26 protein-coding genes are annotated in these 26,995 nt (G+C 71.1%); 14 read left to right on the top strand and 12 right to left on the bottom strand.

Annotated features, from left to right (window positions below):
• Positions 1–41: 41 nt before the first annotated feature.
• The 6 genes from B9W62_RS26945 to B9W62_RS26920 form a co-directional block, all read right to left on the bottom strand.
• Positions 42–779 carry a TerD family protein gene (locus B9W62_RS26945; protein WP_087809578.1) on the bottom strand — a complete coding sequence of 246 codons (738 nt, stop codon included), beginning with the start codon at positions 777–779 and terminating at the stop codon, positions 42–44.
• A gap of 150 nt (positions 780–929) precedes the next feature.
• Positions 930–2,072: a DUF475 domain-containing protein gene (locus B9W62_RS26940; RefSeq protein ID WP_087809577.1), complete on the bottom strand. Its 1,143-nt coding sequence runs from the start codon at positions 2,070–2,072 to the stop codon at positions 930–932.
• Between the two features lie 49 nt (positions 2,073–2,121).
• Complete coding sequence (locus B9W62_RS26935; RefSeq protein ID WP_052842814.1) at positions 2,122–2,697, bottom strand: TerD family protein; 576 nt, start codon at positions 2,695–2,697, stop codon at positions 2,122–2,124.
• A 154-nt stretch (positions 2,698–2,851) separates the two neighbouring features.
• On the bottom strand, positions 2,852–3,427 hold the full coding sequence (locus B9W62_RS26930; protein ID WP_003976436.1) for a calcium homeostasis/redox stress adaptation protein: 576 nt from the start codon (positions 3,425–3,427) through the stop codon (positions 2,852–2,854).
• Between the two features lie 186 nt (positions 3,428–3,613).
• Complete coding sequence (locus tag B9W62_RS26925; RefSeq protein ID WP_087809576.1) at positions 3,614–4,072, bottom strand: peroxiredoxin; 459 nt, start codon at positions 4,070–4,072, stop codon at positions 3,614–3,616.
• A gap of 138 nt (positions 4,073–4,210) precedes the next feature.
• Positions 4,211–4,648, bottom strand: coding sequence for a DUF3052 domain-containing protein (locus B9W62_RS26920; RefSeq protein WP_179235689.1), 438 nt, complete (start codon positions 4,646–4,648; stop codon positions 4,211–4,213).
• A gap of 411 nt (positions 4,649–5,059) precedes the next feature.
• Between B9W62_RS26920 and aceE the strand changes: the two genes are divergently transcribed.
• Positions 5,060–7,816 carry a pyruvate dehydrogenase (acetyl-transferring), homodimeric type gene (gene aceE, locus B9W62_RS26910; protein ID WP_087809573.1) on the top strand — a complete coding sequence of 919 codons (2,757 nt, stop codon included), beginning with the start codon at positions 5,060–5,062 and terminating at the stop codon, positions 7,814–7,816.
• Between the two features lie 548 nt (positions 7,817–8,364).
• Here the strand turns inward: aceE and B9W62_RS26905 are convergent.
• Positions 8,365–9,975, bottom strand: a complete 1,611-nt coding sequence (locus B9W62_RS26905; RefSeq protein WP_087809572.1) for an MFS transporter — start codon at positions 9,973–9,975, stop codon at positions 8,365–8,367.
• Between the two features lie 115 nt (positions 9,976–10,090).
• Here B9W62_RS26905 and B9W62_RS26900 point away from each other — a divergent pair, with 115 nt between their 5' ends.
• The 3 genes from B9W62_RS26900 to B9W62_RS26890 all read left to right on the top strand — a co-directional run bounded on the left by B9W62_RS26900 (position 10,091) and on the right by B9W62_RS26890 (position 13,009).
• Positions 10,091–10,774 carry a TetR family transcriptional regulator gene (locus tag B9W62_RS26900; protein WP_087809571.1) on the top strand — a complete coding sequence of 228 codons (684 nt, stop codon included), beginning with the start codon at positions 10,091–10,093 and terminating at the stop codon, positions 10,772–10,774.
• Positions 10,775–10,828: 54 nt separating this feature from the next.
• Positions 10,829–12,049, top strand: a complete 1,221-nt coding sequence (locus tag B9W62_RS26895; protein ID WP_087809570.1) for an alpha/beta hydrolase family protein — start codon at positions 10,829–10,831, stop codon at positions 12,047–12,049.
• Between the two features lie 66 nt (positions 12,050–12,115).
• The gene (locus tag B9W62_RS26890; protein ID WP_087809569.1) at positions 12,116–13,009 is read left to right on the top strand and encodes a DUF4429 domain-containing protein; all 894 of its coding nucleotides are present in this window, start codon (positions 12,116–12,118) and stop codon (positions 13,007–13,009) included.
• 123 nt (positions 13,010–13,132) lie between these two features.
• On the opposite strand, the gene B9W62_RS26885 is transcribed toward B9W62_RS26890, so the two are convergent.
• Both B9W62_RS26885 and B9W62_RS26880 read right to left on the bottom strand, forming a co-directional pair.
• A complete protein-coding gene (locus tag B9W62_RS26885; RefSeq protein ID WP_087809568.1) occupies positions 13,133–14,149 on the bottom strand; it encodes an aldo/keto reductase in 1,017 nt (338 codons plus the stop codon).
• Positions 14,146–14,643 (bottom strand): MerR family transcriptional regulator, encoded by a 498-nt coding sequence (locus B9W62_RS26880; protein ID WP_179235688.1) that lies wholly within the window; start codon positions 14,641–14,643, stop codon positions 14,146–14,148. The genes B9W62_RS26885 and B9W62_RS26880 overlap by 4 nt, the downstream gene beginning before the upstream one ends.
• Before the next feature lie 96 nt (positions 14,644–14,739).
• On the opposite strand from B9W62_RS26880, the gene B9W62_RS26875 reads away from it, so the two are divergent.
• Both B9W62_RS26875 and B9W62_RS26870 read left to right on the top strand, forming a co-directional pair.
• Complete coding sequence (locus tag B9W62_RS26875; RefSeq protein WP_087809566.1) at positions 14,740–15,207, top strand: GNAT family N-acetyltransferase; 468 nt, start codon at positions 14,740–14,742, stop codon at positions 15,205–15,207.
• Between the two features lie 19 nt (positions 15,208–15,226).
• The gene (locus B9W62_RS26870; RefSeq protein ID WP_087809565.1) at positions 15,227–16,054 is read left to right on the top strand and encodes a serine hydrolase domain-containing protein; all 828 of its coding nucleotides are present in this window, start codon (positions 15,227–15,229) and stop codon (positions 16,052–16,054) included.
• 40 nt (positions 16,055–16,094) lie between these two features.
• Here the strand turns inward: B9W62_RS26870 and B9W62_RS26865 are convergent, their stop codons facing one another.
• Positions 16,095–16,745 carry a pirin family protein gene (locus B9W62_RS26865; protein ID WP_087809564.1) on the bottom strand — a complete coding sequence of 217 codons (651 nt, stop codon included), beginning with the start codon at positions 16,743–16,745 and terminating at the stop codon, positions 16,095–16,097.
• A gap of 62 nt (positions 16,746–16,807) precedes the next feature.
• On the opposite strand from B9W62_RS26865, the gene fasR reads away from it, so the two are divergent.
• From fasR to B9W62_RS26840, 5 genes are all read left to right on the top strand, one after another.
• Positions 16,808–18,013, top strand: a complete 1,206-nt coding sequence (gene fasR, locus B9W62_RS26860; protein WP_087809563.1) for a fatty acid biosynthesis transcriptional regulator FasR — start codon at positions 16,808–16,810, stop codon at positions 18,011–18,013.
• Between the two features lie 89 nt (positions 18,014–18,102).
• Complete coding sequence (locus B9W62_RS26855; protein ID WP_087809562.1) at positions 18,103–19,029, top strand: ACP S-malonyltransferase; 927 nt, start codon at positions 18,103–18,105, stop codon at positions 19,027–19,029.
• Positions 19,030–19,045: 16 nt separating this feature from the next.
• Positions 19,046–20,077 (top strand): ketoacyl-ACP synthase III, encoded by a 1,032-nt coding sequence (locus tag B9W62_RS26850; protein WP_087809561.1) that lies wholly within the window; start codon positions 19,046–19,048, stop codon positions 20,075–20,077.
• A 103-nt stretch (positions 20,078–20,180) separates the two neighbouring features.
• Positions 20,181–20,429 (top strand): acyl carrier protein, encoded by a 249-nt coding sequence (locus B9W62_RS26845; RefSeq protein ID WP_052842858.1) that lies wholly within the window; start codon positions 20,181–20,183, stop codon positions 20,427–20,429.
• Between the two features lie 100 nt (positions 20,430–20,529).
• Complete coding sequence (locus B9W62_RS26840) at positions 20,530–21,819, top strand: beta-ketoacyl-[acyl-carrier-protein] synthase family protein (RefSeq protein ID WP_087809560.1); 1,290 nt, start codon at positions 20,530–20,532, stop codon at positions 21,817–21,819.
• A 78-nt stretch (positions 21,820–21,897) separates the two neighbouring features.
• On the opposite strand, the gene B9W62_RS26835 is transcribed toward B9W62_RS26840, so the two are convergent.
• Positions 21,898–22,392: a DUF3145 domain-containing protein gene (locus B9W62_RS26835; protein WP_059299262.1), complete on the bottom strand. Its 495-nt coding sequence runs from the start codon at positions 22,390–22,392 to the stop codon at positions 21,898–21,900.
• 266 nt (positions 22,393–22,658) lie between these two features.
• Here B9W62_RS26835 and B9W62_RS26830 point away from each other — a divergent pair, with 266 nt between their 5' ends.
• From B9W62_RS26830 to B9W62_RS26820, 3 genes are all read left to right on the top strand, one after another.
• Positions 22,659–23,576, top strand: coding sequence for an SGNH/GDSL hydrolase family protein (locus B9W62_RS26830; RefSeq protein ID WP_087809559.1), 918 nt, complete (start codon positions 22,659–22,661; stop codon positions 23,574–23,576).
• 38 nt (positions 23,577–23,614) lie between these two features.
• Positions 23,615–24,589 (top strand): aldose epimerase family protein, encoded by a 975-nt coding sequence (locus B9W62_RS26825; RefSeq protein WP_087809558.1) that lies wholly within the window; start codon positions 23,615–23,617, stop codon positions 24,587–24,589.
• A 279-nt stretch (positions 24,590–24,868) separates the two neighbouring features.
• A complete protein-coding gene (locus B9W62_RS26820; protein ID WP_179235687.1) occupies positions 24,869–26,158 on the top strand; it encodes a pyroglutamyl-peptidase I in 1,290 nt (429 codons plus the stop codon).
• Here B9W62_RS26820 and B9W62_RS26815 read toward each other — a convergent pair.
• Positions 26,130–26,954 carry an EI24 domain-containing protein gene (locus B9W62_RS26815; RefSeq protein ID WP_087809556.1) on the bottom strand — a complete coding sequence of 275 codons (825 nt, stop codon included), beginning with the start codon at positions 26,952–26,954 and terminating at the stop codon, positions 26,130–26,132. The two genes, B9W62_RS26820 and B9W62_RS26815, sit on opposite strands and share 29 nt — an antisense overlap.
• Positions 26,955–26,995 lie beyond the last annotated feature (41 nt).

The raw sequence follows: 26,995 nt of genomic DNA, 5'->3' as shown, positions 1-26,995 counted from the left end.
GTCCTGACCGGTCCGGCCGACGGGGCCCGCCGGGCACGGGCTCATCGCTCCGCCTTGCTCTTGTGCCCCCGGCCCCATTGCAGGCCCCAGCCGTACAGCCGGTCCAGCTCGCCCTGGAAGCCGTACACGAACTTCACCTCGCGGCGGACGAGGATCTCGTCCTTGACGTTCTCGATCATCACCACGGCGCAAGACCGGGCCTGGGGGTGTCGTTCGTCGAGGCCGATCTCAATGCGCGGACCGTTGCTCGGGTAGAGCGTGACGATGGCGTGCGTCCGGTCGAAGGCGGGGGTCTGGTCGTAGATGTAGGCGAACACCAGTAGCCGCTTGATGGCGTCCTTGTGGTCGAGGTTGACGTAGATCGTCTCGCCGGAGGCCGACCCGAAGCGGTCGTCGCCGCTGAGCTTGACGTAGGGCGGGGCGTTCACGTCGCCCAGGAAGCCGCCGAGCGGCTGGACCACGCCGCGGGTGCCGTCCTTCAGTTCGTAGAGGCAGCCGAGGTCGAGGTCCACGTTGACCATGCTCTGGCTGTGGCCGACGACCTCGGGGGGCTTGAGCGCCTTGAAGGGGTGCCGCAGCAGGCTCTCCCGCTGGGTGCCCCCGATGTCCGAGGACCGCATGCGCCAGGCCAGGTTGATGCGCAGATTGCCGGTCGCCGCGCCCTGCTTGGTCAGGGAGACCTGGCTGTGCCGTTTGGTCAGCTGTATGGAGTTGGTCGCCGCGCTGCCCGAGTCGAACTCGGACTCGCGGCCGCGCCACAGCCCGTCCAAGAAGCCCATTCCCGCCCCACCTTCACATCACCGCCGACGGGGCGGCCCCGAGGAGTCGTCCTCGTCGGCCGCCCCGCTCAGAGCGTTCCTCGTCCGGGCCGGGTTCACACCAGGGGTGTGGGCGCACCGGGGGCGCACCCCGGCCCGGGACCTGGGGTTTCACACCCCGGAGGAGACCTCGGCCTTCTCCTGGTCGCCGTCGCCGCCGGCCGCGGCGAGGCGCTTGTTGCGGCGCACCGAGGACCAGAAGGACCAGGCGATGAGGGCGACGCCGACGAGGCCGGTGATGACCTCGTGGATCTCGTACTGGATGGTGACCAGCAGGATGATGGACAGGGCGCCGATGGCGTAGTGGGCGCCGTGCTCCAGGTAGACGTAGTCGTCGAGGGTGCCCTGGCGGACCAGGTAGACCGTGAGCGAACGGACGTACATGGCGCCGATGCCCAGGCCCAGGGCCATCAGGACGATGTCGTTGGTGATGGCGAAGGCGCCGATCACACCGTCGAAGGAGAAGGAGGCGTCCAGAACCTCCAGGTAGAGGAACATGAAGAACGCCGCCTTGCCGGCCAGCTTGACGGCCGACTTGGGCTTGCCCGTGCGCTCGGCCTCTTCCTCGGCCTCGTGCTCGCGTTCCTCCTCCTCTTCGAGTTTGTCCTCGAAGTAGCCGGAGAGACCACCGACGATCATGTACGTGATCAGGCCCGCGATGCCCGCCAGCAGGACGGTCTCCGCCTTGTCGACATGGGCGCCGCCGTGCTGGTGGGCGTGGGCGCCGAAGGTGATCGCGGAGATCAGCAGCACGATCAGGGCGATGCAGACCGACAGCATGTCGACCTTGCCGAGCTTGGCCAGCGGACGCTCCAGCCAGGCCAGCCACTTGATGTCCCGGTCCTCGAAGATGAAGTCGAGGAAGATCATGAGAAGGAACATGCCACCGAACGCGGCGATCGACGGATGGGCGTCCGTCACCAGCTCCTGATAGCGGTCCTTGTCCGTGAGCGCGAGGTCGACGGCCTCGATGGGTCCCAGCTGGGCGCTGATCGCCACGATCACGACCGGGAAGACCAGGCGCATGCCGAACACGGCGATGAGGATGCCGATGGTGAGGAAGATCTTCTGCCAGAAGGCATTCATCTTCTTCAGGATCCCGGCGTTGACCACCGCGTTGTCGAAGGACAGTGAGATCTCCAGGATGGAGAGGATCGCCACGATGCCGAAGGCGGTCCACCCCCCGTAGAAGACCGCCGCGACCAGGCCGAGCGCGGTGACCGCGAACGACCAGCCGAAGGTTTTCAGAAGCACTGGCTACCCAATCGTGTGTGTACGGGGCTCCCCCGCGCCGTACTCGGCTTTACGAAACGTTGACTCCGAAGTCTAGAGCGATACCGCGAAGCCCCGACGCGTACCCCTGCCCCACTGCACGGAACTTCCACTCGCCCTGGTAGCGGTAGAGCTCGCCGAAGATCATCGCGGTCTCCGTGGAGGCGTCCTCGCTGAGGTCGTAGCGGGCCAGCTCCTGGCCGTCGGCCTGGTTGACGACCCGGATGAAGGCGTTGCTGACCTGACCGAAGGTCTGGCCGCGCTCGTCGGCCATGTGGATCGAGACCGGGAAGACGATCTTGTCGCAGTGGGCCGGCACCTGGGAGAGGTCGACCAGCAGCGACTCGTCGTCGCCGTCGCCCTCGCCGGTGAGGTTGTCGCCGGTGTGCTCGATCGAGCCGTCCGGGCTCTTGAGCTGGTTGTAGAAGACGAACCACTCGTCGCCGAGCACCCGGCCGCTGCTGCACACGAGTGCGCTCGCGTCGAGGTCGAAGGGTGCTCCGGTGGTGGAACGCGCGTCCCAGCCGAGTCCGACCAGTACCTGTGTCAGGTTCGGTGCGGCCTTGGACAGGGAGACGTTGCCGCCCTTGGCAAGCGTGACGCCCATGGTGACGGTCCCCTCCCCGGGTGATGGTTCTTGGGTTTCCTGCGCGTCCGGCGCCGCACGTAAACCGTGCGGCGCCGGACGTGTCGAGACCGTGGCCCCGCCGGACGGCCGGGGCGCTCGCCCCGGCCCTCCGGTCGATCGGTCACCGGGACGCTCAGACGTTCACGCCGAAGTCCTGGGCGATGCCGCGCAGGCCCGAGGCGTAGCCCTGGCCGATGGCGCGGAACTTCCACTCCGCGCCGTGGCGGTACAGCTCACCGAAGACCATGGCGGTCTCCGTGGAGGCGTCCTCGCTCAGGTCGTAGCGGGCGATCTCGGCCTCGCCGGCCTGGTTGACGACGCGGATGAACGCGTTGCGGACCTGGCCGAAGGACTGCTGGCGGTTCTCGGCGTCGTAGATCGAGACCGGGAAGACGATCTTCTCGATGTCGGCGGGGACGGTAGCGAGATTGATCTTGATCTGCTCGTCGTCACCCTCGCCCTCACCCGTGATGTTGTCGCCGGTGTGCTCGACCGAGCCGTCCGGGCTCTTCAGGTTGTTGAAGAAGATGAAGTGCGCGTCGCTGGCGACCTTGCCGCCGCTGTTCAGCAGCAGCGCGCTGGCGTCGAGGTCGAAGTCGGTGCCGGTCGTGGTGCGGATGTCCCACCCCAGACCGACGATGACCGCGGTCAGGCCGGGGGCCTCCTTGGTCAGCGAAACGTTGCCGCCCTTGCTGAGGCTGACTCCCACGAGTCCTCCATTGGTGTCCAGGGGCGGGGTGCCCCGTAGTGCGTGGATATCGGATCAACGAGTCGATCCTAGTGACGGGTTCCCGCGCCCCGAAGTCCCCGGAGCCGACAAATCACGTGGTGTCGACGTGTGGCGTCGCCACGCGGTACCCGGCGTCGCCACGCGGTGCCGACCGGCGGGCGCCGGTCACAGGGCGTCGAGGGCCTTCACGTACTCGGTCAGGTCGCGGGCATCCGGCAGACCGTTGCGCACGGTCCAGCGCACGACGCCCTCCTGGTCGATCACGAAGGTGCCGCGGACGGCACAACCCTTGTCCTCGTCGAAGACGCCGTAGGCGCGCGAGACGTTGCCGTGCGGCCAGAAGTCGGACAGCAGCGGGTACTCCAGGCCCTCCTGCTCGGCGAAGACGCGCAGGGTGTGGATGGAGTCGTTGGAGACGGCGAGCACCTGGGTGTCCCGGTCGGAGAACTGCGGCAGGTTGTCGCGCACCTCGCACAGCTCGCCCGTGCACACACCGGTGAAGGCGAAGGGGTAGAAGATCAGCACGACGTTCCGGCGGCCGCGGAACTCGGACAGCCGGACGGTCGCGCCGTGGTTGTCCTTGAGTTCGAAGTCGGGGGCCTTGTCGCCGACCTGGATCGCCATGTCCCGTTCGTCCCTTCCGCAGGAGGTTCTCCGTCAGTGATGCGCTGGGAACACCCTACGCAGGGAAGGTCGCGGACCCGCGGACGGACCGACAGCGGCCGGCCCGTCCGGGGCCCGGATGTCACGGAGCCCGGCGGGCTACCGCTTGGACTTGGCGGCCTTGGGCGTCGCCAGCCGGCTGCCGCTCCAGTCCTTGCCGACGCTGACGCTCTTGGACGCCGTCAGTCCGGCGGTCGTCGAGGCTTCCGAGATGTCACTGGCCTCGACGTACCCGTCACGGCCGGTCTTCGGCGTGAGAAGGAGGATCGACCCGCCCTCTTCGATGTACGTGGTGGCATCCACCAGCGCATCCGTCAGGTCGCCGTCGTCGTCACGGAACCACAGCACGACGGCATCGGCCACGTCCTCGTAGTCCTCGTCCATCAGTTCGCCCTCGACGGCACCCTCAATGGCCTCGCGGAGCTCCTGGTCGACGTCGTCGTCGTAGCCGATCTCCTGGACCACCTGCCCGGGCTGGAAACCCAGCCTGGCGGCAGGGTTCGTCCGCTCCTCCGCGTGGTCCGCGGTCGCGCTCACGGGTTGCCTCCTGATCATGTTTCGGTAGATGTCTTCAGCCACGCGCGTGCGCGAAGCTTGGCCGTAGTCCACACGGGCGGGACGGATCGCGCAAGTACCCGGCGTCTGGGACCGCCGAAACGGTGACGATCCCGGCCGTGTCGCCGCAACTCCAGCCATGCCGTCCAGCCCGAAGGTGACGTACACCACACCTATCTGCCCCGTTTGCGTATTTGGGAACCATGTGTGGGTACGAGACTCGAATGAACGTGCCCCCGATCCTCACGGGAGAACCGGTTACCCCACGGTACAGATGACGATCGCCCCCGCGAGGTCCACGATGGGGAACCAGCGGGGGATTCGGCGCAGACACCGAAAAGGCACCCGGAAAAAACGCCCGGAAAAACGGCCCTCCGACAGCGAAGGAACAGCGTGGCTTCCGCATCCGATCGCAATGATCGCAGTCCGATCATCATTGGCGGCCTCCCGAGTCAGGTTCCTGACTTCGATCCCGAGGAAACCCAGGAGTGGCTCGACTCCCTCGACGCCGCCGTCGACGCGCGCGGCCGGGAGCGGGCCCGCTACCTGATGCTGCGACTGATCGAGCGGGCCCGCGAGAAGCGCGTGGCCGTGCCCGAGATGCGCAGCACGGACTACGTCAACACCATCCCGACCAAGAGCGAGCCGTTCTTCCCGGGCAACGAGGAGATCGAACGCAAGATCCTCAACGCCACCCGCTGGAACGCGGCGGTGATGGTCTCGCGCGCGCAGCGGCCCGGTATCGGCGTCGGCGGCCACATCGCGACCTTCGCCTCCTCCGCCTCCCTGTACGACGTGGGCTTCAACCACTTCTTTCGGGGCAAGGACGAGGGCGACGGCGGCGACCAGGTCTTCTTCCAGGGGCACGCCTCGCCGGGCATCTACGCGCGCGCGTACCTGCTGGACCGGCTCAGCGAGGAGCACCTGGACGGCTTCCGCCAGGAGAAGTCCAAGGCGCCGCACGCGCTGTCCTCGTACCCCCATCCGCGGTCGATGCCGGACTTCTGGGAGTTCCCCACGGTCTCGATGGGCCTCGGCCCGATCGGGGCGATCTTCCAGGCGCGGATGAACCGCTACATGCACGCGCGCGGGATCGCGGACACCTCCAAGTCGCACGTCTGGGCCTTCCTCGGCGACGGCGAGATGGACGAGCCCGAGTCGCTGGGCCAGCTCTCCATCGCCGCCCGCGAGGGCCTGGACAACCTGACCTTCGTGGTCAACTGCAACCTCCAGCGCCTGGACGGCCCGGTGCGCGGCAACGGCAAGATCATCCAGGAGCTGGAGTCGGTCTTCCGGGGTGCCGGCTGGAACGTGATCAAGCTGGTGTGGGACCGCACCTGGGACCCGCTGCTCGCCCAGGACCGCGACGGTGTGCTGGTCAACCGCATGAACACCACCCCGGACGGCCAGTTCCAGACGTACGCCACCGAGTCCGGCGCCTACATCCGCGACCACTTCTTCGGCGACGACCACCGGCTGCGCGCGATGGTCGAGAACATGACCGACGACCAGATCCTGCACCTGGGCCGCGGCGGTCACGACCACCGCAAGATCTACGCGGCGTACAAGGCGGCGCTGGAGCACAAGGGCCAGCCGACGGTCATCCTGGCCAAGACCATCAAGGGCTGGACGCTGGGCCCGAACTTCGAGGGCCGCAACGCCACGCACCAGATGAAGAAGCTGACGGTCGACGACCTGAAGCGCTTCCGCGACCGGCTGCACCTGCCGATCTCCGACAAGGAGCTGGAGTCCGGTCCGCCGCCGTACTACCACCCGGGCCGGGACACCGAGGAGATGCAGTACATGCACGACCGGCGCCTGGGCTGCGGCGGGTACGTGCCGACCCGGGTCGTGCGGTCGAAGCCGCTCGCACTGCCGGACGACAAGACGTACGCGACCGTGAAGAAGGGGTCGGGCCAGCAGTCCATCGCGACGACGATGGCTTTTGTGCGCCTGCTCAAGGACCTCATGCGGGACAAGGAGATCGGCAAGCGTTTCGTGCTGATCGCGCCGGACGAGTACCGCACGTTCGGTATGGACTCGTTCTTCCCTAGTGCGAAGATCTACAACCCGCTCGGCCAGCAGTACGAGTCGGTGGACCGCGATCTGCTGCTGGCCTACAAGGAGGCGCCGAACGGGCAGATGCTGCACGACGGCATCTCGGAGGCGGGCTGCACGGCCTCGCTGATCGCGGCCGGATCGGCGTACGCCACCCACGGCGAGCCGCTCATCCCGGTCTACGTCTTCTACTCGATGTTCGGTTTCCAGCGCACCGGCGACCAGTTCTGGCAGATGGGCGACCAGCTGGCGCGCGGTTTCGTCCTGGGCGCGACCGCCGGCCGTACGACCCTGACCGGTGAGGGCCTCCAGCACGCGGACGGCCACTCGCAGCTGCTGGCCTCGACCAACCCGGCGTGCGTGGCGTACGACCCCGCCTTCGGGTTCGAGATCGCGCACATCGTCAAGGACGGGCTGCGCCGGATGTACGGCGGGGACGAGCGGCACCCGCACGGCGAGGACGTCTTCTACTACCTCACCGTCTACAACGAGCCCATCCGGCACCCGGCCGAGCCCGAGAACGTGGACGTCGAGGGCATCCTCAAGGGCGTGTACCGCTTCAGCGAGGGCACGGGCGGCTCGATCCCGGCGCAGATCATGGCCTCGGGCGTGGCCGTGCCGTGGGCCGTCGAGGCGCAGCGCGTCCTCGCCGAGGAGTGGAACGTGCGCGCCGACGTCTGGTCGGCGACCTCCTGGAACGAGCTGCGGCGCGATGCGGTGGCCTGCGAGGAGCACAACCTGCTGCATCCCGAGGAGGAGCAGCAGGTGCCGTACGTGACCCGCAAGCTGGCGGGCGCGCAGGGGCCGTTCGTGGCGGTGTCCGACTGGATGCGGTCGGTGCCGGACCAGATCGCGCGGTGGGTGCCGGGGACGTACCAGTCGCTGGGCGCGGACGGGTTCGGCTTCGCGGACACGCGCGGGGCGGCGCGGCGGTTCTTCCACATCGACGCGGAGTCGATCGTGGTGGGCGTGCTGAGCGAGCTGGCACGGGAGGGGAAGGTCGACCGGTCGGTGCTGAAGCAGGCGATCGACCGGTACCGGCTGCTCGACGTGACGGCGGCGGACCCGGGAGTGGCCGGCGGGGACGCGTAGGGCGGCCCCGGCCGGGGCGGCACACGGCTCACCCCCGTCCGTAACGGGCGGGGGTGGGAACATCCGGGCGAAGGGTGACGCCGCGCCACGGCTGTGAGGTGCCGTTGCCCGGAGTCGTCGCTCCTACGAGCCGGACGGGTGCCGAAAGCCGGGGCCCCTCGCGGGTGTCGCGCGATCCGGCCCGGTCCGTGACCACGTCCGGCCACGTGAGCGGGGGCGCCTGCGCGATCCGTTTCCGAAGCTCGTCATCATCAACTCCGTGGGCTTCCTGTGGACTCCGAGAACTCCGTGGATCTCCTCTGGAGTCCGAGAACTCCGTGGGCTCCCTGTGGAGTTCGGGTACCCCCGTGCGGAGTGTCATGCCTGCTTCGAACGTGCTGCCTGCGCGCCGCCCCCCTCCGGCAGCGCGCCGCAGCCTCGTGCCCTCCGTGCCCTGCGGAGGACTTGACCCACTGTGAGCTGCGAGGTCCGGCGGAGGGGAGGGTTCGCGGCCCTGTCACCCTGATGGACGAAACGGGTGACGGGGCCGGAGAACTCCCGGGCGGGGATCAGATGTGGCCCACGCCCGCGCCCGCCTCGGCATTCTCGCCGCGCTTGGTGAGGAAGGCGACGAACACCGCCACGACCGCGACCCCGGCGGCGACCAGCGAGGCCAGGCTCATGCCGGAGATGAAGGTGTCGTGGGCGACGTCGGTGATCTTCCCGGCGACCTCGGCGGGGGTGCCCGGCGCGACCGGCGGGACACCGACCCGGACCGCCTCGGAGGCCTGGTCCGCCTGTTCCGGCGTCAGCTCGGGCAGTCCGGCGTCTTTCCAGTTGCCGGCCAGGTCGCTGTCGACCTTGGAGGCCATCACGGCGCCCAGCACGGCGGTGCCGAGGCTGCCGCCGATCTGCATCGCCGCCTGCTGGAGACCGCCGGCCACGCCGGACAGCTCCATCGGGGCGTTGCCGACGATGACCTCGGTGGCGCCGACCATGACGGGCGCGAGGCCGAGGCCGAGGAGGGCGAACCAGATCGACATCAGTCCGCTGCCGGTGTCCGTCTCCAGCGTGGAGATGCCGAACATGGCGACGGCGGTGCACACCATGCCGCCGGCCAGCGGGATGCGCGGGCCGACCTTGGTGATCATCGCGCCGGCCAGCGGCGAGGCGACGATCATCATGCCGGTGAGCGGCAGCAGGTGCAGACCGGCGTCGACCGGGCTCATGCCGTGGACGTTTTGCAGGTAGAAGGTGACGAAGAACAGGCCGCCCATGAAGGCGATGGCCATCAGCACCATCAGGACCACACCCGCCGACAGCGGCACCGAGCGGAACATCGCCAGCGGGATCAGCGGCTCCTTCACCTTGGTCTCCCACACGGAGAACAGGACGAAGCCCACCACCGAGCCGCCTATGTACACCCAGGTCTGGCCGGAGCCCCAGCCCCACTCGGGGGCCTTGATCAGTGCCCAGACGAGGGCGAACATCGAGACCGACAGCAGCACGATGCCGAGCACGTCGAAGGAGCGCGGCGCGTTCTCGGCCCGGTGGTCCAGCAGGATCATGACGCCGAGCACGACGGCGACGATGCCCACCGGCACGTTGATGAAGAACACGGACTGCCAGTTGACGTGCTCGACCAGCACGCCGCCGAGGATCGGGCCGCCCGCGGTGGAGGCGCCGATGACCATGCCCCAGATGCCGATGGCCATGTTGAGCTTCTCGGCCGGGAAGGTGGCCCGCAGCAGGCCGAGCGCGGCCGGCATCAGCAGCGCGCCGAACAGGCCCTGGAAGACCCGGAAGACGATGACCGCGGCGATGCTGCCGGACAGTCCGATGGCGCCGGAGGAGACCGCGAAGCCCGCCACGCCGATGAGGAAGGTCTGCCGGTGGCCGAAGCGGTCACCGAGCTTGCCCGCGGTGATCAGGGCGACCGCGAGCGCGAGGAAGTAGGCGTTGGTGATCCACTGGACGTCCGCGAGGCTGGCGTCCAGGTCGTCCTGGATGGCCGGGTTGGCGATCGCCACGATGGTGCCGTCCAGGGCCACCATCATGACCCCGACCGCGACGGTGACGAGGGTGACCCACGGATGGCCGCGCCATCCCTTGGCGGGCGCTGAACCCGCCGGGGTGCCGTCACCCGGTCCCGGCTTGTCGATGGTGGTCTGACTAGTCATACCGCCGAGGCTAATGACAGCCGCTGACAGTTGACAAACCAATTCACGAGTCAGTAACTGACATGACATCCCCCAGATAGCCTGAACAGGGGAAACCGTTCGAAGGAGACGACTTTTGAAGGTGGCCGGCACGTCGGCGCCCCCGGAGACCGCACCCGCGGCCTCCCGCCCCGGCCTGCGTGAACTCAAGAAGCAGCGCACCCGGGACCTGCTGCTGCGCTCCGCCCTCGGACTGTTCACCGAGCGCGGTTACGAGGAGACGACCGTCGACGACATCGCCGAGGCCGCCGACGTCTCGCAGCGGACCTTCTTCCGCTACTTCGCCTCCAAGGAGGACGCGGCGTTCTTCGTGTCGCGGCTCGCGGAGTCCCACTTCGTCGAGGCCGTGCACGCGCGGCCGCCCGAGGAGGCGCCCCTGGACGCGCTGCGCCTGGCCCTCGTGGAGAGCTGGAGCACCATCGGCGAGGCCGTCGAGCAGCTGGTCCCGCTCGAACTGCACATGCGTTTCTACCGGGTGATCGAGTCGACGCCCGCACTGCTCGCCGCACATCTGCGGCGGGCGACGGAGCTGGAGGAGGAGATCGCCCGCGTCGTCGCCGGCCGCGAGGGTCTCGACCTGGACACGGATCCGCGGCCGCGGGTGGTCGTGGCCGTCTTCGGAGCGGTGATGCGGGTGACCGAACGGATCTGGTCGGCGCGCGACGACGCCAGCCTGGCGGCCCTGCGGGACCTGACGGCCGATTACCTCGATCACGTGGCGCCCGCGCTCACGGGGAACTGGCGTCGCCCCGAAACGTGATCCGTGTCACTGGATTCACGCGAGACCCGCCCGTTCTCCTAGTGTGTCCTCCCAGTGACTTCCTTCGACACCTCCCCGCAGCTGAACGTCTGGCGCGCCCTGCTCGCCCTGGCCGTGGTGTTCGTGATGCTGGCGACCACCGGCTGGACCGCCCTGCGCAACCAGCGGGGCCCCACGGCACTCGAAGCGTCGGTCACGGCCTGGGAGCACGGCCGGATCGACGGACGGCGGCTGCCCGACGCCCAGGCGGCACCCGCCCGGCTGGCCCGCTTCTTCGCCTCGCTCACCGCATGGCAGCGCACCAGCCTGGCCCACCGGTATCCCCTGGCCGTCGGCAACATGAACGGCGCCCCCGTCCAACTGCGCTACCTCGCCAACCGCTCCGCGCTGCACAAGGCGCGGTCGGTGGAGCGCGCCCGCACGCACGACAAGCGCCTCTCCCCCGCCGGGCAGCGCGAGGCAGGCCGGCGGATGCGCAACTACGAGGCGCTGCTGGAACCCGGACGGCACGTCCTCGCCTTCGACCCGGCGGGTTCGGGCAGGGTCGCCGAGGTGTACGGGAACCTGAACCGCGCCGACCGCGTGTCCGTCGTCGTGCCCGGCGTGGACACCGAACTGCTCACCTTCCAGCGCACCGACCGCAAGAAGTACGCGGCGCCGGCCGGCATGGCCAAGTCGCTGTACGCGGCCGAGCGCGCGGCCAGCCCCGGCACCGACACGGCCGTGATCGCCTGGGCCGACTACACCTCCCCCAGCGGTCTCGGCATGGAGGCGGCCACCGCGAACCGCGCCGAGCACGGGGCGGCGCGGCTGAACGCGCTGCTGCGGGCGCTGCCGGGCCGGTCCCCGGTCTCGCTCTTCTGCCACAGCTACGGCTCGGTGGTGTGCGGCCTCGCCGCCCACACGCTGCCCGGCCGGGTCAGTGACATAGCGGTGGCCGGCAGTCCCGGCATGCGGGCCGAGAACGCCTCCCACCTGGACACCTCCGCCCGGGTGTGGGCGATGCGGGACGCCGACGACTGGATCCAGGACGTGCCGTACCTGGAGGTCGGTGGCCTCGGGCACGGCGCCGATCCGGTGTCCGCCGGCTTCGGGGCGCGGGTGCTGTCCGCGCGGGACGCCCAGGGGCACAGCGGCTACTTCGTGCCCGGTACGGACAGCCTGCGGAACTTCGCGGGGATCGGGGTTGGCGCATACCGCACGGTGGCCTGCGCCGACGAAGCCGACACATGCCGGGCGGGTTTGTCCGCGGCGACGGCGGCCGGACGCGCGTAGAGGCGCAGAAACTCCGGTTTGCGCGGGGAGGGGACGGGAAGGCTCGTGCCGCATACGATGAGCCGCATGGGTGACGTACTGGCCGGATTTCATGCCGCCTGGGAGTTCGAGTCCGACTCCGTGCTCATCCGCTACGAACGGGGGATTCGAACACCCAAGCTGTTCCAGGCCCTGGGGGAACGCCGTGTGCCCCTGGAGGCCATCGAGGGCGTGACGCTCACGCCCGGCAGGCGCGGCACCGTCGTGCTGCGCGTCGAACCGCGCGCGGGCGCCGATCCGCTGATCGAGGCGGCGGCCGGACAGCTGAAGGAGGGCGGCGACCCCTACCGGCTGGTGCTGCCCGCCGAACGGGAGACGCTCGCCGAGTACTACGCCGACGAGCTGCGGGCGATGCTGACCGGCTCCGGCAGGACCGAGCGCTACCTGGTGGCACCGCCCGAGGCGCCACTGCACTTCAAGGCGTACGACGGGAAGGCGTCCTTCGACGGGACGGCGGTGTCCTTCCGGTGGTCCTGGACGGGCGCGTCGTCGGCGAAGTGGAAGGCCGGCGACCAGAGCTTCCCGGTCGCCGACCTGGGCGGGGTGGAGTGGCGCTCCCCCGAGGCGTTCGAGGGGTACCTGCGGCTGCTGCCGCGCGACGCCGACGCGGCGGCGGCCCCCGCCGGGTCCGTCGCTCCCGGCGCGCCGGCCGTTCCCCAGGCCGACCAGGATCCCGCGGCGGTCGTGTTCGGGCTCGGGTACGGGCCGGTGCACGAGTCACTGCCGTTCGCGGCGGCGGTGCTGGCGGCGGTGCGGGAGCGGGGCGCGAGCGCCCCGGTGCCGGTCCCCGTGCCGGCGCCCCGGCGGGACCCGGCGGACATCGCCGAGCGGATCCGGCACCTGGGGGAGCTGCACCAGCAGGGGCTGGTGACGGACGAGGAGTTCTCCTCGAAGAAGGCGGAGCTGCTGGCGGAGCTCTAGCGTCTGCCGGGTTCTGTCTCGTTTTCGGGTGCGGCCGCGTCGTGGCTGGTCGCGCCCACGCGGCGGAGCCGCGAAGCGAAACAGCCCCGCGCCCTTGAAGGGCGCGTCCCCTGGGGTGCTTCGCTACTCCCGGCCGGCTGACGTGAACGTCATGTCCGCGTACCGGTCGCCCGCGACCTTGTCCGCGATCGGCTCCAGCAGGGACAGCTCGTCCTCCGTCAGGACGATCCGCGTCGCCGCCGTGTTCTCCTCCACCCGGGCCGGCTTCCGGGTGCCCGGGATCGGGATCACCGGCAGGCCGTGGACCCGGGCCCGCTGCTGGACCCAGGCCAGGGCGATCTGGCCGAGGGTGGCGCCGTGCGCCTCGGCCACCGTGCGGACCGGGGCGAGGAGGGCGGCGTTGGCGGCCGCGTTGTCGCCGGTGAAGCGGGGCTGCTGACGGCGGAAGTCGTCCGGCGTGAGGTCCTGGTCGGCGTCGGCGAAGGAGCCGGTGAGGAAGCCCCGGCCGAGCGGCGAGTACGGGACGAGGGCGACGCCCAGTTCGCGGGCGGCGGGTACGACGCCGGCCTCGATGTCCCGGCTGAACAGCGACCATTCCGACTGCACGGCGGCGATCGGGTGCACCATCCGCGCGGCCCGCAGCTCCTCGCCCGTCACCTCGCTCAGCCCGAGGTGCTTGACCTTGCCCTCGCGCACCAGGTCGGCCATGACGCCGACGGTCTCCTCGATCGGCACGTTCACGTCGCGCCGGTGCATGTAGTAGAGGTCGATCACGTCGAGGTCCAGGCGGCGCAGGCTCGCCTCGACGGCCTCGCGGATGTACGGCGCGTCGTTGCGGATGATCCGCCGGGTCGGCTCGTCCGGCGGGATCGACAGCGCGAACTTGGTCGCGACGACGACCTCCTCGCGGTGGGCCCTGAAGAACGGCGCCAGGAACCGCTCGTTCTCGCCCGCGCCGTACGCGTCGGCCGTGTCGTAGAGCGTCACACCCAGCTCCAGCGCGCGCTCCAGGGTCGCCCGCGAGGCGTCGGTGTCCGTGGGGCCGTAGGCGAAGCTCATGCCCATGCAGCCCAGGCCCTGGACCCCCACCTCGGGGCCGCCCGTGCCGAGCCGGGCCGTCGGCATGCTGCTGTCGGTCATCGGGTTCCCTCCGTGTCACGGGGGCGTCCGGCGTCCCCGTAGAAGCTGATCTTCCGGTCGAGTACGGCGACGGTGTCCTGGAGTTCGGCGATCCGCGTCAGTACGTCGCGCCGGGTGGACTCCAGTAGTTCCCGTCGGTCGGAGTAGGTGCCCTCGCCCTCGCGGACCAGCTCCGCGTACCGCACCATGTCGGCGACCGGCATGCCGGTCATGCGCAGTTTGCCGACGAAGTCGAGCCAGTCCAGGTCGCGGTTGCTGTACCGGCGCTGCCCGGTGTGCGAGCGGTCGATGTGGGACATCAGGCCGATCCGCTCGTACCAGCGCAGCGTGTGGGCCGTCAGGCCGGTGAAGGCGACGACCTCGCTGATGGTGTAGCGGTCCTGCCCGTCGGGGCGCGGGTGGCGCCGGGGCGGGGCCGAGCAGATGTCCGTTCTCGTGGCGTTGCTGGTGGCGTTCGGACCGAGGGTCCCGGCCGTGGTCTGCATCACCGTCATGCCCTCAACGCTATGACCTTGGAGTGCGCTCCAGGCAAGCGCGTACGGCGGGAAATCCACAGGACACGCCGGCTGGCCGGTCACTAGCGTGCGGGCATGAGCCTCGTACGCCGTGCCGTGGTCGAAGACGCGCAGGAAGTGCTCCGCCTGCGACAGGTGATGATCGATTCCGTGCACCCCGGTGCTTCCACCGAGTGGCAGGCGGGGTCCCTGTCCGCCCTGCGGAGCAGACTGGCGGATCCGGAGGGGAGCTTCGCGGCGTTCGTGGTCGACCACCCCGAGCGGCCGGACGCGCTGGCGGCCCTGGTGGTGGGGACGCTGGAGTACCGGATCGGCGGGCCGGGCAGGCCGGGCGGGCTGCTCGGGTACGTGTTCAGCGTCGCCACCGATCCGGACGCCCGGCGCCGCGGGTACGCGCGGGCGTGCATGGACGAGCTGCTGGAGTGGTTCCGCGAGCGGGGCGCCGGGCACGTCATGCTCACGGCCTCCCCCGACGCCGAGCCCCTGTACGCGTCGATGGGCTTCACCCGCGACACGACCCCCTCGATGCGGCTGTATCTCTGAGCCGCTTAGGCTCGACGCCATGTCCTTGAACAGCCTCGCGTCGATCGAGAACTGGCCGGTCCCCACCGCGGCGGCGGGCGTCGTACGGGCCGACGGCACGGTCCTCGGCACCCACGGCCCGGCCGCGCACCGCTTCCCGCTCGCCTCGGTCACCAAGCCGCTCGCGGCCTACGCGGCGCTCGTGGCCTACGAGGAGGGCGCGATCGAGCTGGACGAGCCCGCCGGGCCGCCCGGGGCGACGGTCCGCCACCTGCTCGCGCACACCTCGGGGCTCGCCTTCGACGAGCACCGGGTGACCTCCGCGCCCGGGGAGCGGCGGCTGTACTCCAACGCCGGTTTCGAGCAGCTCGGCGACCACATCGCGAAGGCGGCGGACATGCCGTTCGCCGAGTACGCCCGGCAGGCGGTGCTGGAGCCGCTGGGCATGACGTCCACCACCCTGGAGGGCTCCCCGGCGAAGGACGGCGTGTCCACCGTCGAGGACCTGCTCCGCTTCGCCGCCGAGGTGCAGGCGCCCCGGCTGCTGGACCCGCGCACGGTCGCCGCGGCGATGACGGTCCAGTACCCGGGCACGAAGGGCGTGCTGCCGGGCTACGGCCACCAGAACCCCAACGACTGGGGCCTCGGCTTCGAGATCCGCGACTCCAAGTCCCCGCACTGGACGGGCTCCGCCTCCTCCCCGCGCACCTTCGGCCACTTCGGCCAGTCCGGCACCTTCCTCTGGATCGACCCGGACGCGGGCCTCGCCTGCGCGGCCCTCGCCGACCGTGCCTTCGGCCCCTGGGCGGTCGAGGCCTGGCCGCCCTTCACGGACGGGGTGCTCGCCGAGGCCCGGAGCCGGGCCTAGGGGTGTCGTTTGGATCTTGCCGGGGTCCAAACGACACCCCCTAGGCCATCTCCCACAGCAGCACCTCGGCCCGCGTCACCGCCACCGCGTCCAGCCCTTCGGCGGCCGTGACGCGGGCCGCGTCGCCCGCGCCCAGCTCCTCGTCGCCGAGGCGTACCGCGCCGCGCACCACATGGACGTACACGTACGCCCCGTCCGGCACCGCCGTCCGCTCCCCCGCGCTCAGACGGCGCACGTGGAGCATCGCGCCCGCCTCCGGCACCGCGTACGGGGTGGAGTCGGCGATGCCGCGGACGATCTCGTAGGCGGGTTCGCCGCCGGGCTCGTGCGGGGCCAGCCACATCTGCACGAAGGTGAGGGGGACGGCGGCGTCGTTGCGTTCGACGTGGCGGACGCCGCCCGCCGCGCTGAGGCGTTGCACGTCCCCGGCGCGGACCACCGTCTCGTGGCCCGTGCTGTCGCGGTGGGTCAGCTCGCCCGCCACGACCCAGGTGACGATCTCGGTGTGGCTGTGCGGGTGCTCGTCGAAGCCGGCGCCGGGGGCCAGACGCTCCTCGTTGCAGGCGAGCAGGGCGCCGAAGCGGAGGTTGTCGGGGTCGTAGTGGGGGCCGAAGGAGAAGGCGTGGCGGGAGGCGATGCCCGCGGCCTCGTCGCCCCCGGGGTAGCGCTCGTCGGCGCGGCGTACGTCCATCACGTCGTTCACCGTAGCCCCGGCGGCACACCCGCCCGGCCCGATAAGGCAGTCTTGTCCCCGTGCCCGAACCCGAAACCGGCAAGCCCGACGCCCCCGCCCAGCCCGCCCACCCGCATACCGCGACGCTGAAGCGGCTGGAGCAGTCCTCCGGATCCCTCGCCGCGCAGGCCATCGCACGCATGGACGAGACGCTGCCGTGGTACCGGGCGATGCCACCGGAGAACCGTTCCTGGATCGGGCTGGTCGCCCAGGCCGGCATCGCCGCGTTCACCGAGTGGTTCCGGCGGCCGGACGCGCCCCAGGCCATCTCCACCGACGTCTTCGGCACCGCGCCGCGCGAGCTGACCCGGGCGATCACCCTGCGGCAGACCGTGGAGATGGTGCGGACCACCATCGAGGTGATGGAGTCCGCGATCGACGAGGTCGCCGCGCCCGGTGACGAGCGGGTGCTGCGCGAGGCGCTGCTCGTGTACGCCCGGGAGATCGCCTTCGCGACCGCCCAGGTGTACGCGCAGGCCGCCGAGGCACGCGGTGCCTGGGACGCGCGCCTGGAGTCGCTGGTGGTGAACGCCGTCCTCAGCGGGGAGGCCGACGAGGGGGCCGTGTCGCGGGCCGCCGCCCTCGGGTGGAACTCGCCGGAGCATGTGTGCGTCGTGCTGGGCACCGCGCCCGACGGGGACTCCGAGCTGACCGTGGAGGCCATCCGGCGGGCGGCCCGGCACGCCAAGCTCCAGGTGCTGACCGGGGTGCTCGGGGACCGGCTGGTGGTGATCGCCGGAGGCCGCAACGACCCGCTGGCGGTGGCGAAGTCGCTGATCGGGCCGTTCGCGCAGGGGCCGGTCGTCGCCGGGCCCGTGGTGCCGGACCTGCTGGCCGCGACCCGGTCCGCGCAGGCCGCCGCGGCCGGGCTCAAGGCGTGCACCGCCTGGCAGGACGCGCCGCGTCCGGTACTCGCCGACGATCTGCTGCCGGAGCGCGCGATCGCCTCCGACCCCTCGGCCCGTGAGCAACTGGTGGAGGAGATCTACAGACCGTTGGAGGAAGCGGGAGCGGCGCTCCTCGAGACGCTCAGCGTCTATCTCGAACAGGCGAGCAGTCTGGAGGGCGCCGCCCGGATGCTCTTCGTTCACCCGAACACCGTGCGCTACCGGCTCCGACGTGTGACTGACGTCACCGGATGGTCACCCTCTGATGTACGGTCTGCGTTCACACTGCGGATCGCGCTCATCCTGGGGCGTCTGGCCGACGGAGATCCGCAGCTCTAAGATTTTGTGCAGGGTCCACAAAACCCGCCCCTGTTCTTCGTCCCTGTCCCCACGGGCGGTCATGGCCGTCCTCAAGAGAGAGTGTGAGAGTGCTCGTACTCGTCGCTCCCGGCCAGGGCGCCCAGACGCCCGGCTTCCTGACTGACTGGCTCGCCCTCCCCGGTGCCGCCGACCGCGTCGCCGCGTGGTCGGACGCCATCGGACTCGATCTCGCCCACTTCGGCACCAAGGCCGACGCGGACGAGATCCGAGACACGTCGGTGGCCCAGCCGCTGCTGGTCGCCGCCGGAATCCTGTCCGCCGCGGCACTCGGTGACATTGCCGACATCGCGCCCGGCGCGGTCGCGGGTCACAGCGTCGGCGAGATCACCGCCTCCGTCTTCGCGGGCGTTCTCGACGACACCGCCGCGCTGTCCCTCGTGCGCCGTCGCGGCCTGGCCATGGCCGAGGCCGCCGCGGTCACCGAGACGGGCATGTCGGCGCTGCTCGGGGGCGACCCCGAGGTGAGCGTCGCGCACCTGGAGAAGCTCGGCCTGACCCCGGCGAACGTGAACGGCGCCGGTCAGATCGTGGCGGCGGGCACCATGGAGCAACTGGCCGCGCTGAACGAGGACAAGCCCGAGGGTGTCCGCAAGGTCGTCCCGCTGAAGGTGGCCGGCGCGTTCCACACCCGCCACATGGCCCCCGCGGTGGACAAGCTCGCCGAGGCCGCGAAGGCCCTGACGCCGGCCGACCCGAAGGTGACGTACGTCTCCAACAAGGACGGGCGGGCCGTCGCCTCCGGTACCGAGGTGCTGGACCGGCTGGTCGGCCAGGTCGCCAACCCGGTGCGCTGGGACCTGTGCATGGAGACGTTCAAGGAGCTGGGCGTCACCGCGATCATCGAGGTGTGTCCGGGCGGCACGCTGACCGGGCTGGCCAAGCGGGCCCTGCCCGGCGTGCGGACGCTGGCCCTGAAGACCCCCGACAACCTCGACGCGGCCCGCGAGCTCGTCGCCGAGCACACCCAGGCCTGACAAGGAGCGCGAGAGCATGTCGAAGATCAAGCCCAGCAAGGGCGCCCCGTACGCGCGCATCCTCGGCGTCGGCGGATACCGTCCGACCCGGGTGGTGCCGAACGAGGTGATCCTCGAGAAGATCGACTCGTCCGACGAGTGGATCCGCTCGCGCTCCGGCATCGAGACCCGGCACTGGGCCGGGCCCGAGGAGACCGTCGCCGCGATGTCGGTGGAGGCCTCCGGCAAGGCCCTCGCGGACGCCGGGGTCGACGCCTCGCGGATCGGTGCCGTGGTCGTCTCGACCGTGTCGCACTTCAGCCAGACCCCGGCCATCGCCACCGAGATCGCCGACCGCCTCGGCACGGACAAGGCCGCGGCCTTCGACATCTCGGCCGGCTGCGCGGGCTTCGGCTACGGCCTGACCCTGGCCAAGGGCATGGTCGTCGAGGGCTCGGCGGAGTACGTGCTGGTCATCGGCGTGGAGCGGCTGTCCGACCTGACCGACCTGGAGGACCGGGCCACGGCGTTCCTGTTCGGGGACGGCGCGGGCGCGGTCGTCGTCGGCCCGTCCAAGGAGCCGGCGATCGGCCCGACGGTCTGGGGCTCGGAGGGCGACAAGGCCGAAACGATCAAGCAGACGGTCCCGTGGGACCGTTTCCGGGTCGGCGACATCTCCGCGCTGCCCCTCGACTCCGAGGGCAACGTCAAGTTTCCGGCGATCACGCAGGAGGGCCAGGCGGTGTTCCGCTGGGCCGTGTTCGAGATGGCGAAGGTCGCGCAGCAGGCGCTGGACGCGGCCGGGATCAGCCCGGACGACCTGGACGTCTTCATCCCGCACCAGGCCAACGTGCGGATCATCGACTCGATGGTGAAGACGCTGAAGCTGCCGGATCACGTCACGGTCGCACGTGACATCCGCACCACGGGCAACACCTCGGCCGCCTCGATTCCGCTCGCGATGGAGCGGCTCCTGGCGACCGGCGACGCGAAGAGCGGCGACACCGCACTCGTCATCGGCTTCGGGGCGGGTCTCGTCTACGCCGCGACGGTCGTTACCCTCCCCTAGGCACTCCGTGCCGGATCATGCGGTCCGGAACGGAGAGCAGCAACACCCGCCGCCGACGCGGCGGGCCGCCACACCCTCTGGACAACAAAGAAGGAGCGCCATCATGGCCGCCACTCAGGAAGAGATCGTCGCCGGTCTCGCGGAGATCGTGAACGAGATCGCCGGCATCCCGGTTGAGGACGTCCAGCTGGACAAGTCCTTCACCGACGACCTGGACGTCGACTCGCTGTCCATGGTCGAGGTCGTCGTCGCCGCCGAAGAGCGCTTCGACGTCAAGATCCCGGACGAGGACGTCAAGAACCTCAAGACGGTCGGCGACGCGACGAAGTACATCCTCGACCACCAGGCCTGATCCGCCGATACTCGGGCATACCCCGAGTATCCGGGCAGACTGCCCCGCCACCCGGCGGTGGCGCCGTACGAATCCGTATCCCGTTGGAGAAAGAATTCCCGTGAGCTCGACCAATCGCACCGTGGTCGTCACCGGTATCGGCGCAACCACACCGCTGGGTGGCGACGCAGCCTCGACCTGGGAGGGCCTGGTCGCCGGCAAGTCCGGAGCCAAGCCCCTGGAGCAGGAGTGGGCCGCCGACCAGGCGGTCCGCATCGCCGCGCCGGCCGCCGTGGACCCCTCCGAGGTCATCCCGCGGCCGCAGGCCCGCCGACTGGACCGCTCGGCGCAGTTCGCGCTGATCGCGGCGCAGGAGGCCTGGAAGGACGCCGGGTACGTCGGCAAGGCGGGCGAGAGCCCCGCCGAGGACGGCGCGGCCCACGTCGACCCCGACCGGCTCGGTGCGGTCATCGCCTCCGGCATCGGCGGTGTGACCACGCTGCTCGGCCAGTACGACGTGCTGAAGGAGAAGGGCGTCCGCCGCGTCTCCCCGCACACCGTCCCCATGCTGATGCCGAACGGCCCCTCGGCCAACGTGGGCCTGGCCGTGGGCGCCCGCGCGGGCGTGCACACGCCGGTCTCGGCCTGCGCCTCGGGCGCCGAGGCCATCGGCTACGCCATCGAGATGATCCGCACCGGCCGCGCCGACGTCGTCGTCGCGGGTGGCACGGAGGCGGCGATCCACCCGCTGCCCATCGCCGCGTTCGGCAACATGATGGCGATGTCCAAGAACAACGACGACCCGCAGGGTGCCTCGCGCCCCTTCGACACGGCGCGCGACGGCTTCGTCCTCGGCGAGGGTGCCGGCGTCCTGGTCCTGGAGTCCGCCGAGCACGCCGCCGCGCGCGGTGCCCGGGTCTACGCGGAGGCGGTCGGTCAGGGCATCTCCGCCGACAGCCACGACATCGTGCAGCCGGAGCCGGAGGGCCGCGGCATCTCCGCCGCCCTGCAAAACCTGCTGGACGGCAACGACCTGGACCCGGCCGAGATCGTGCACGTCAACGCGCACGCCACCTCGACGCCCGCCGGTGACATCGCCGAGCTGAAGGCGCTGCGCAAGGTCCTCGGCGACGACGTCGACCACATGGCGGTCTCCGGCACCAAGTCGATGACCGGTCACCTCCTCGGTGGCGCGGGCGGCGTGGAGTCCGTGGCGACCGTGCTCGCGCTGTACCACCGGCTGGCGCCGCCGACCATCAACGTCGAGAACCTCGACCCGGAGGCCGAGGCCAACGCGGACATCGTCCGCGGCGAGGCCCGGAAGCTGCCGGTCGAGGGCCGTATCGCCGCGCTGAACGACTCGTTCGGCTTCGGCGGGCACAACGTGGTCCTCGCGTTCCGGTCGGTCTGAGCGACCGCCGTACGTACCTGACACACAGGTGAAGGGCCCCACCGGTCGGTGGGGCCCTTCACCTGTGCGCGGGGCGGGTCACACCACCTGGTGCAGCCAGCGGACCGGGGCGCCCTCGCCCGCGTGCCGGAAGGGCTCCAGCTCGTCGTCCCAGGGCTTGCCGAGGAGCTTGGCGAGGTCGGACTCCAGGTCCGTCTCGCCGCGCTGGGAGCGGACCAGAGCGGCGCGCAGCCGGTCCTCGGGGATCATGATGTCGCCGTGGATGCCGGTGACGGCGTGGAAGATACCGAGGTCGGGGGTGCAGCTGTAGCGCTCGCCCTCGGCGTTCGCGGAGGGTTCCGCGGTGACCTCGAAGCGGAGCAGCTGCCAGCCGCGCAGTGCGGAGGCCAGCTTGGAGGCGATGCCGGGCTGCCCCTGCCAGGAGAACTCCGAGCGCCAGGTGCCGGGTGCTGCGGGCTGCCGGATCCAGTCCAGGCCCACGCGTGTGCCGAGCACCCCGGCGATGGCCCACTCGACGTGCGGGCAGAGCGCGCGCGGCGCGGAGTGCACGTACAGGACTCCACGTGTCGTCACCGGAACCTCCGGGCTGAGCGGGACATCTCGGAACGGGTGGAACGGGTGCTACGGCCGTGACCGTGCGGGTCACGTTGATGGCGAGGCTACCGTGCGACGGGGCAAGGAGTGTGACGTACCGTCGGTCCCGCCGCCGACAAACCTCCGCCATTCACCCGGCAGGACGCTTGTACGGGTGTGAGCCGTTGCATCGCCGCCCTCGGGAACCCTCGCGCGGTGTCATGGGTTGAGCACGGTGGAGGCACGAGGCGAGGGGTGGGACCGGTATGGGTCGAGGGACGGACCAGCGGACGCGGTACGGCCGTCGCCGGGCGCGTGCCGCGCTCGCCGCCCTGACCGCCGCCGTCCTGGGCGTGGGTCTGGCGGGCTGCGACGCCGTGGACGGCGACTCCCCCGCTCCTTCCGGCAGCTCGTCGAAGCCGACGAGGACGGCGCCCGCCTGGGACACCAGCCCGGCATCCGTCGCCGCCGTGGGCGACTCCATCACGCGCGGCTTCGACGCCTGCGCGGTGCTGTCCGACTGCCCGGAGGTGTCGTGGGCGACCGGCAGCAGCGCGAAGGTCGACTCGCTGGCCGTACGGCTGCTGGGGAAGGCGGACGCGGCCGAGCACAGCTGGAACTACGCGGTGACCGGGGCCCGGATGGCGGACCTGACCGCTCAGGTAACGCGGGCGGCGAAGCGCGAGCCGGAGCTGGTGGCGGTGATGGCCGGGGCGAACGACGCGTGCCGGTCGACGACCTCGGCGATGACGCCGGTGGCGGACTTCCGGGCGCAGTTCGAGGAGGCGATGGCCACCCTGCGCAAGAAGCTCCCCAAGGCGCAGGTGTACGTGTCGAGCATCCCGGACCTCAAGCGGCTGTGGTCCCAGGGGCGCACCAACCCCCTGGGCAAGCAGGTGTGGAAGCTGGGCATCTGCCCGTCGATGCTGGGCGACGCCGACTCCCTGGACTCGGCGGCGACCCTGCGGCGCAACACGGTGCGGGACCGGGTGGAGGACTACAACGAGGTGCTGCGGGAGGTCTGCGCGAAGGACCGGCGGTGCCGCACCGACGACGGCGCGGTGCACGAGTTCCGGTTCGGCACGGACCAGTTGAGCCACTGGGACTGGTTCCACCCGAGTGTGGACGGTCAGGCCCGGCTGGCGGAGATCGCCCACCGCGCGGTCACCGCGAAGAGTCCCTGACCCGGCCGCTGACCTGGGCGTGTCCTAGAGTTCCGCACATGAGCGAACTCTTCGGCACACTTTCCGACGGCACCCCGGTACACCGCTGGACCCTGGAGCGGGCCGGCGTGCGGGTCCGGGTCCTGTCGTACGGCGGGATCGTGCAGTCGGCCGAGGTCCCGGACCGGGACGGGAACACCGCCGACGTGGTGCTGGGGTTCGCGGACCTGGACGGCTATGTGACGCACCCGGAGCCCTACCTCGGCGCGCTGGTCGGGCGGTACGCCAACCGGATCGCGGGCGGGCGCTTCCCGCTGGACGGCCGGACGTACACGCTGGCGCCCAACGAGGGGCCCAACACGCTGCATGGCGGCGCGCGGGGCTTCGACAAGCGTGTGTGGGACGTGGCGGCGGTCGAGGAGGGCGTCCGGCTGAGCCGGGTCTCCCCGCACGGCGAGGAGGGCTTCCCGGGGCGCGTGGAGATGTCGGTGACGTACACGCTGGACGGGGCGGGCGCCCTGCGGATCGCGTACGAGGCGGTCACGGACGCGCCGACCGTGCTGAACCCGACGAACCACAGCTACTTCAACCTGGGCGGCTCCGGGCACGCGGGCGGGCACGAACTGCGGCTGGCCGCCTCCCGGATCACGCCGGTCGACGCCGGCCTGATCCCGACGGGCGCCCTGGACGACGTGACGGACACGCGCTTCGACTTCCGGCGGGCGCGCAAGGTCGGCTCGGGCTACGACCACAACTTCGTCCTCGACAAGGGCGTGACCGCCGCCGCCGAGGAGGTCGCCGAGCTGTACGACCCGGCGTCGGGGCGGGTGCTCACGGTGGCGACGACCGAGCCGGGGCTCCAGCTGTACACCGCCGACCACCTGGGCGAGCCCTTCGCCCCCGGTGACGGGATCGCGCTGGAGACCCAGCACTTCCCCGACTCCCCGAACCGGCCCGGCTTCCCGAGCACGGTGCTGCGGCCGGGCGAGGTGTTCCGTTCGGAGACGGTGTACGGCTTCTCGGTGCGCCGGTAGGTCGCCCCGGGGGCGAGAGGGGGCTGAGCCCCGGCCCGGCCGTCAGGTCCCGGGCCGGGGCTGTTCACGGGGGCGCGCTCGCGGGCGTCCCGGGTCAGACGTTAATCGCCGGGGTGGTCCGGCGGTCCGCGATCGGGTGTCCGCTCAGGAGTTCGTACGAACCCTTCACAAACGGCTACGAGTCGGTCGGTCACGCGCCATGGCGCGTACCCCTTGCGTCACGCGATACTGCCGCCGTCCGGCAGCGCACCCCACAGCGACGGAAGGACCTGGACTCCCTTGAGACCCCTACGTGTTCGGATCGGCGTACTCGGACTGGCCCTGGTGGCGGGACTCGCGGCCCCCACGGCGGCGACGGCGGCACCTCGGGCGGGCAGCGCCGCCCCCGCACCGACCGTCGAGGAGCTGCGGCTCGACGGGGACGTGCCCCGGGAGATCCTGCGGCGTTCCGGGTTCGCCGCGGTGGCACCGGCGTTCGCCCGGGGGCTCGGGCGCACCGGCTCCTACCGCGAGGCGCGTGCCGTGGTGGCGCGCGAGGGCGCGGCGCTGTGGCGGCGGGCGGTGGACCGGGTGCAGGGCCGCGGGCCGGCCCGCGGGGACCTCAGCCGCGACGACGACCGGCCGCTGTACTGGGCGCGGCTCGGGATGACACGCGAACTGCGCGCCTGGGAGCCCGGCTTCGGGCTGAGCGAGCGGCAGCGGGCCGCGCTGCTGACGGAGCTGGAGCGCACCTCGCGCGGTCAGACCGACCTCCGTCTGCCGCGCGGTGGGCACGGTGGGCACGGCAAGGGGGTGAAGCGGGTGCTGCTCACCGGCTTCGACCCCTTCACGCTGGACCGGGACATCCGGATCTCCAACCCGTCCGGCGCCGTCGCGCTCGCCCTGGACGGCACGGTGATCGACACGCCGGACGGTCCCGCCCGGGTGGAGACGGCCGTGTTCCCGGTGCGCTGGGCGGACTTCGGGCAGGGCACGATGGAGCGGGCGCTGCGGCCGTATCTGCCGCGGGTCGACCTGTTCACCACCGTCAGCCAGGGCCGGGTGGGGCGGTTCGACGTGGAGCGGACCAACGGGGCCTGGCGGGGCGGCTTCCCGGACAACGCCAACGTCTCCCGCACGGAGACGGTCCCGGTGACCGACCCGGCCTCGCAGCCGCAGTGGACGACGACCACGCTGCCGTACGCGGCGATCACGGCCGCGGACACGGGCCGCTTCCCCGTGTACGACAACACGAGCGTGACGGAGATCCCCGCGGGAGCCACCGAGGCGGTCGTACGGCCGGACGGGCCCACACCCGGTTCGACGGCCCGGGAGGGCGGCGGCGGGAACTACCTCTCCAACGAGATCGCCTACCGCGCGACGCTGCTGCGCGACCGGCTCGGGCTGCACGGCACGCTGCCGGGCGGGCACGTGCACACGCCGGTGCTGCAATTCGGCGCCGGGAACACCGATCCCGCGACGGGGGCGGTCACCGACCCGGAGTTCGTGCGCAACCGGCTGGACATCGTGGCGCAGACGCGGGCGATCGTGGGCGTGGCGGTCAGTGCCGCGGGGACTGACCGGGGCTGACCGCCGGGTCGGCCAGGCCGTCTTCGGACGGGTCGCCGGCGCCGTCGCGAATCTCCTCGCCCAGCAGTTCCCGGGCGAGGAGCGTGGCACCGGCGACCGCGCCCGGCATCAGGAACACCGCGACGAACGGCACCAGGAAGGAGACGCCCAGCGGGGTACCGAAGCCCCAGACCAGCATCCGGCGGGACCGCAGCAGGGCGAGGCGGTCGCGCAGTTCGACGCCGCGGCGCTGGAGGGCGACGGAGGCCAGTTCCTCCGTGAGGAAGAATCCGGTGACGAAGAACCCGACCACCGGGACCACGGTCTGGCCGACGACCGGGATGAAGCCGAGCGCGAAGAGCAGCACGCCCCAGAGCGCGGCGCGGACCAGGATCCGCAGGCTGTCGCGGCCGGAGATCCACAGCTCGCGCCAGAGCGGCAGGTGGGACGCGGGCGCCGTGCCGTCCGGGGAGACGTCGCGGTCGACGCGCTCGGAGAGGGCCTCGTAGAAGGGCTGGCCGACCAGCAGGGTGACCGCGGTGAAGGTGAGCACGGCCAGGAGCAGGGCGAGGGCGAAGAGCACGGCGGTGAGGAAACCGCGGAAGAGCCCGAGCCAGGGACTCGACCAGTCGTCGGCGAAGGGGGTCGCCCAGCCGACGAAGTCCTCGCCCCACAGCGCGAGCGCGACCAGCACGCCGATGTAGAGGACCAGGGTGATCAGGCCCGGGACGAGCCCGAAGCCGTAGCTCCGGCCGTGCCGGGCCACCCAGCGCTGGCCCTTCAGAAGGTGGCCGAATCCCGCCCCAAGATCACGCATGGGCGGCACTCTACCGGTCGGCGTGCCGGACCGTTTCCGGT

This window comes from Streptomyces sp. CS113 (assembly GCF_002188365.1).
Taxonomy (GTDB): domain Bacteria; phylum Actinomycetota; class Actinomycetes; order Streptomycetales; family Streptomycetaceae; genus Streptomyces; species Streptomyces tendae.
Note: the sequence above shows the minus strand (reverse complement) of the source record. Positions and strands in the feature narration are given on the sequence as shown.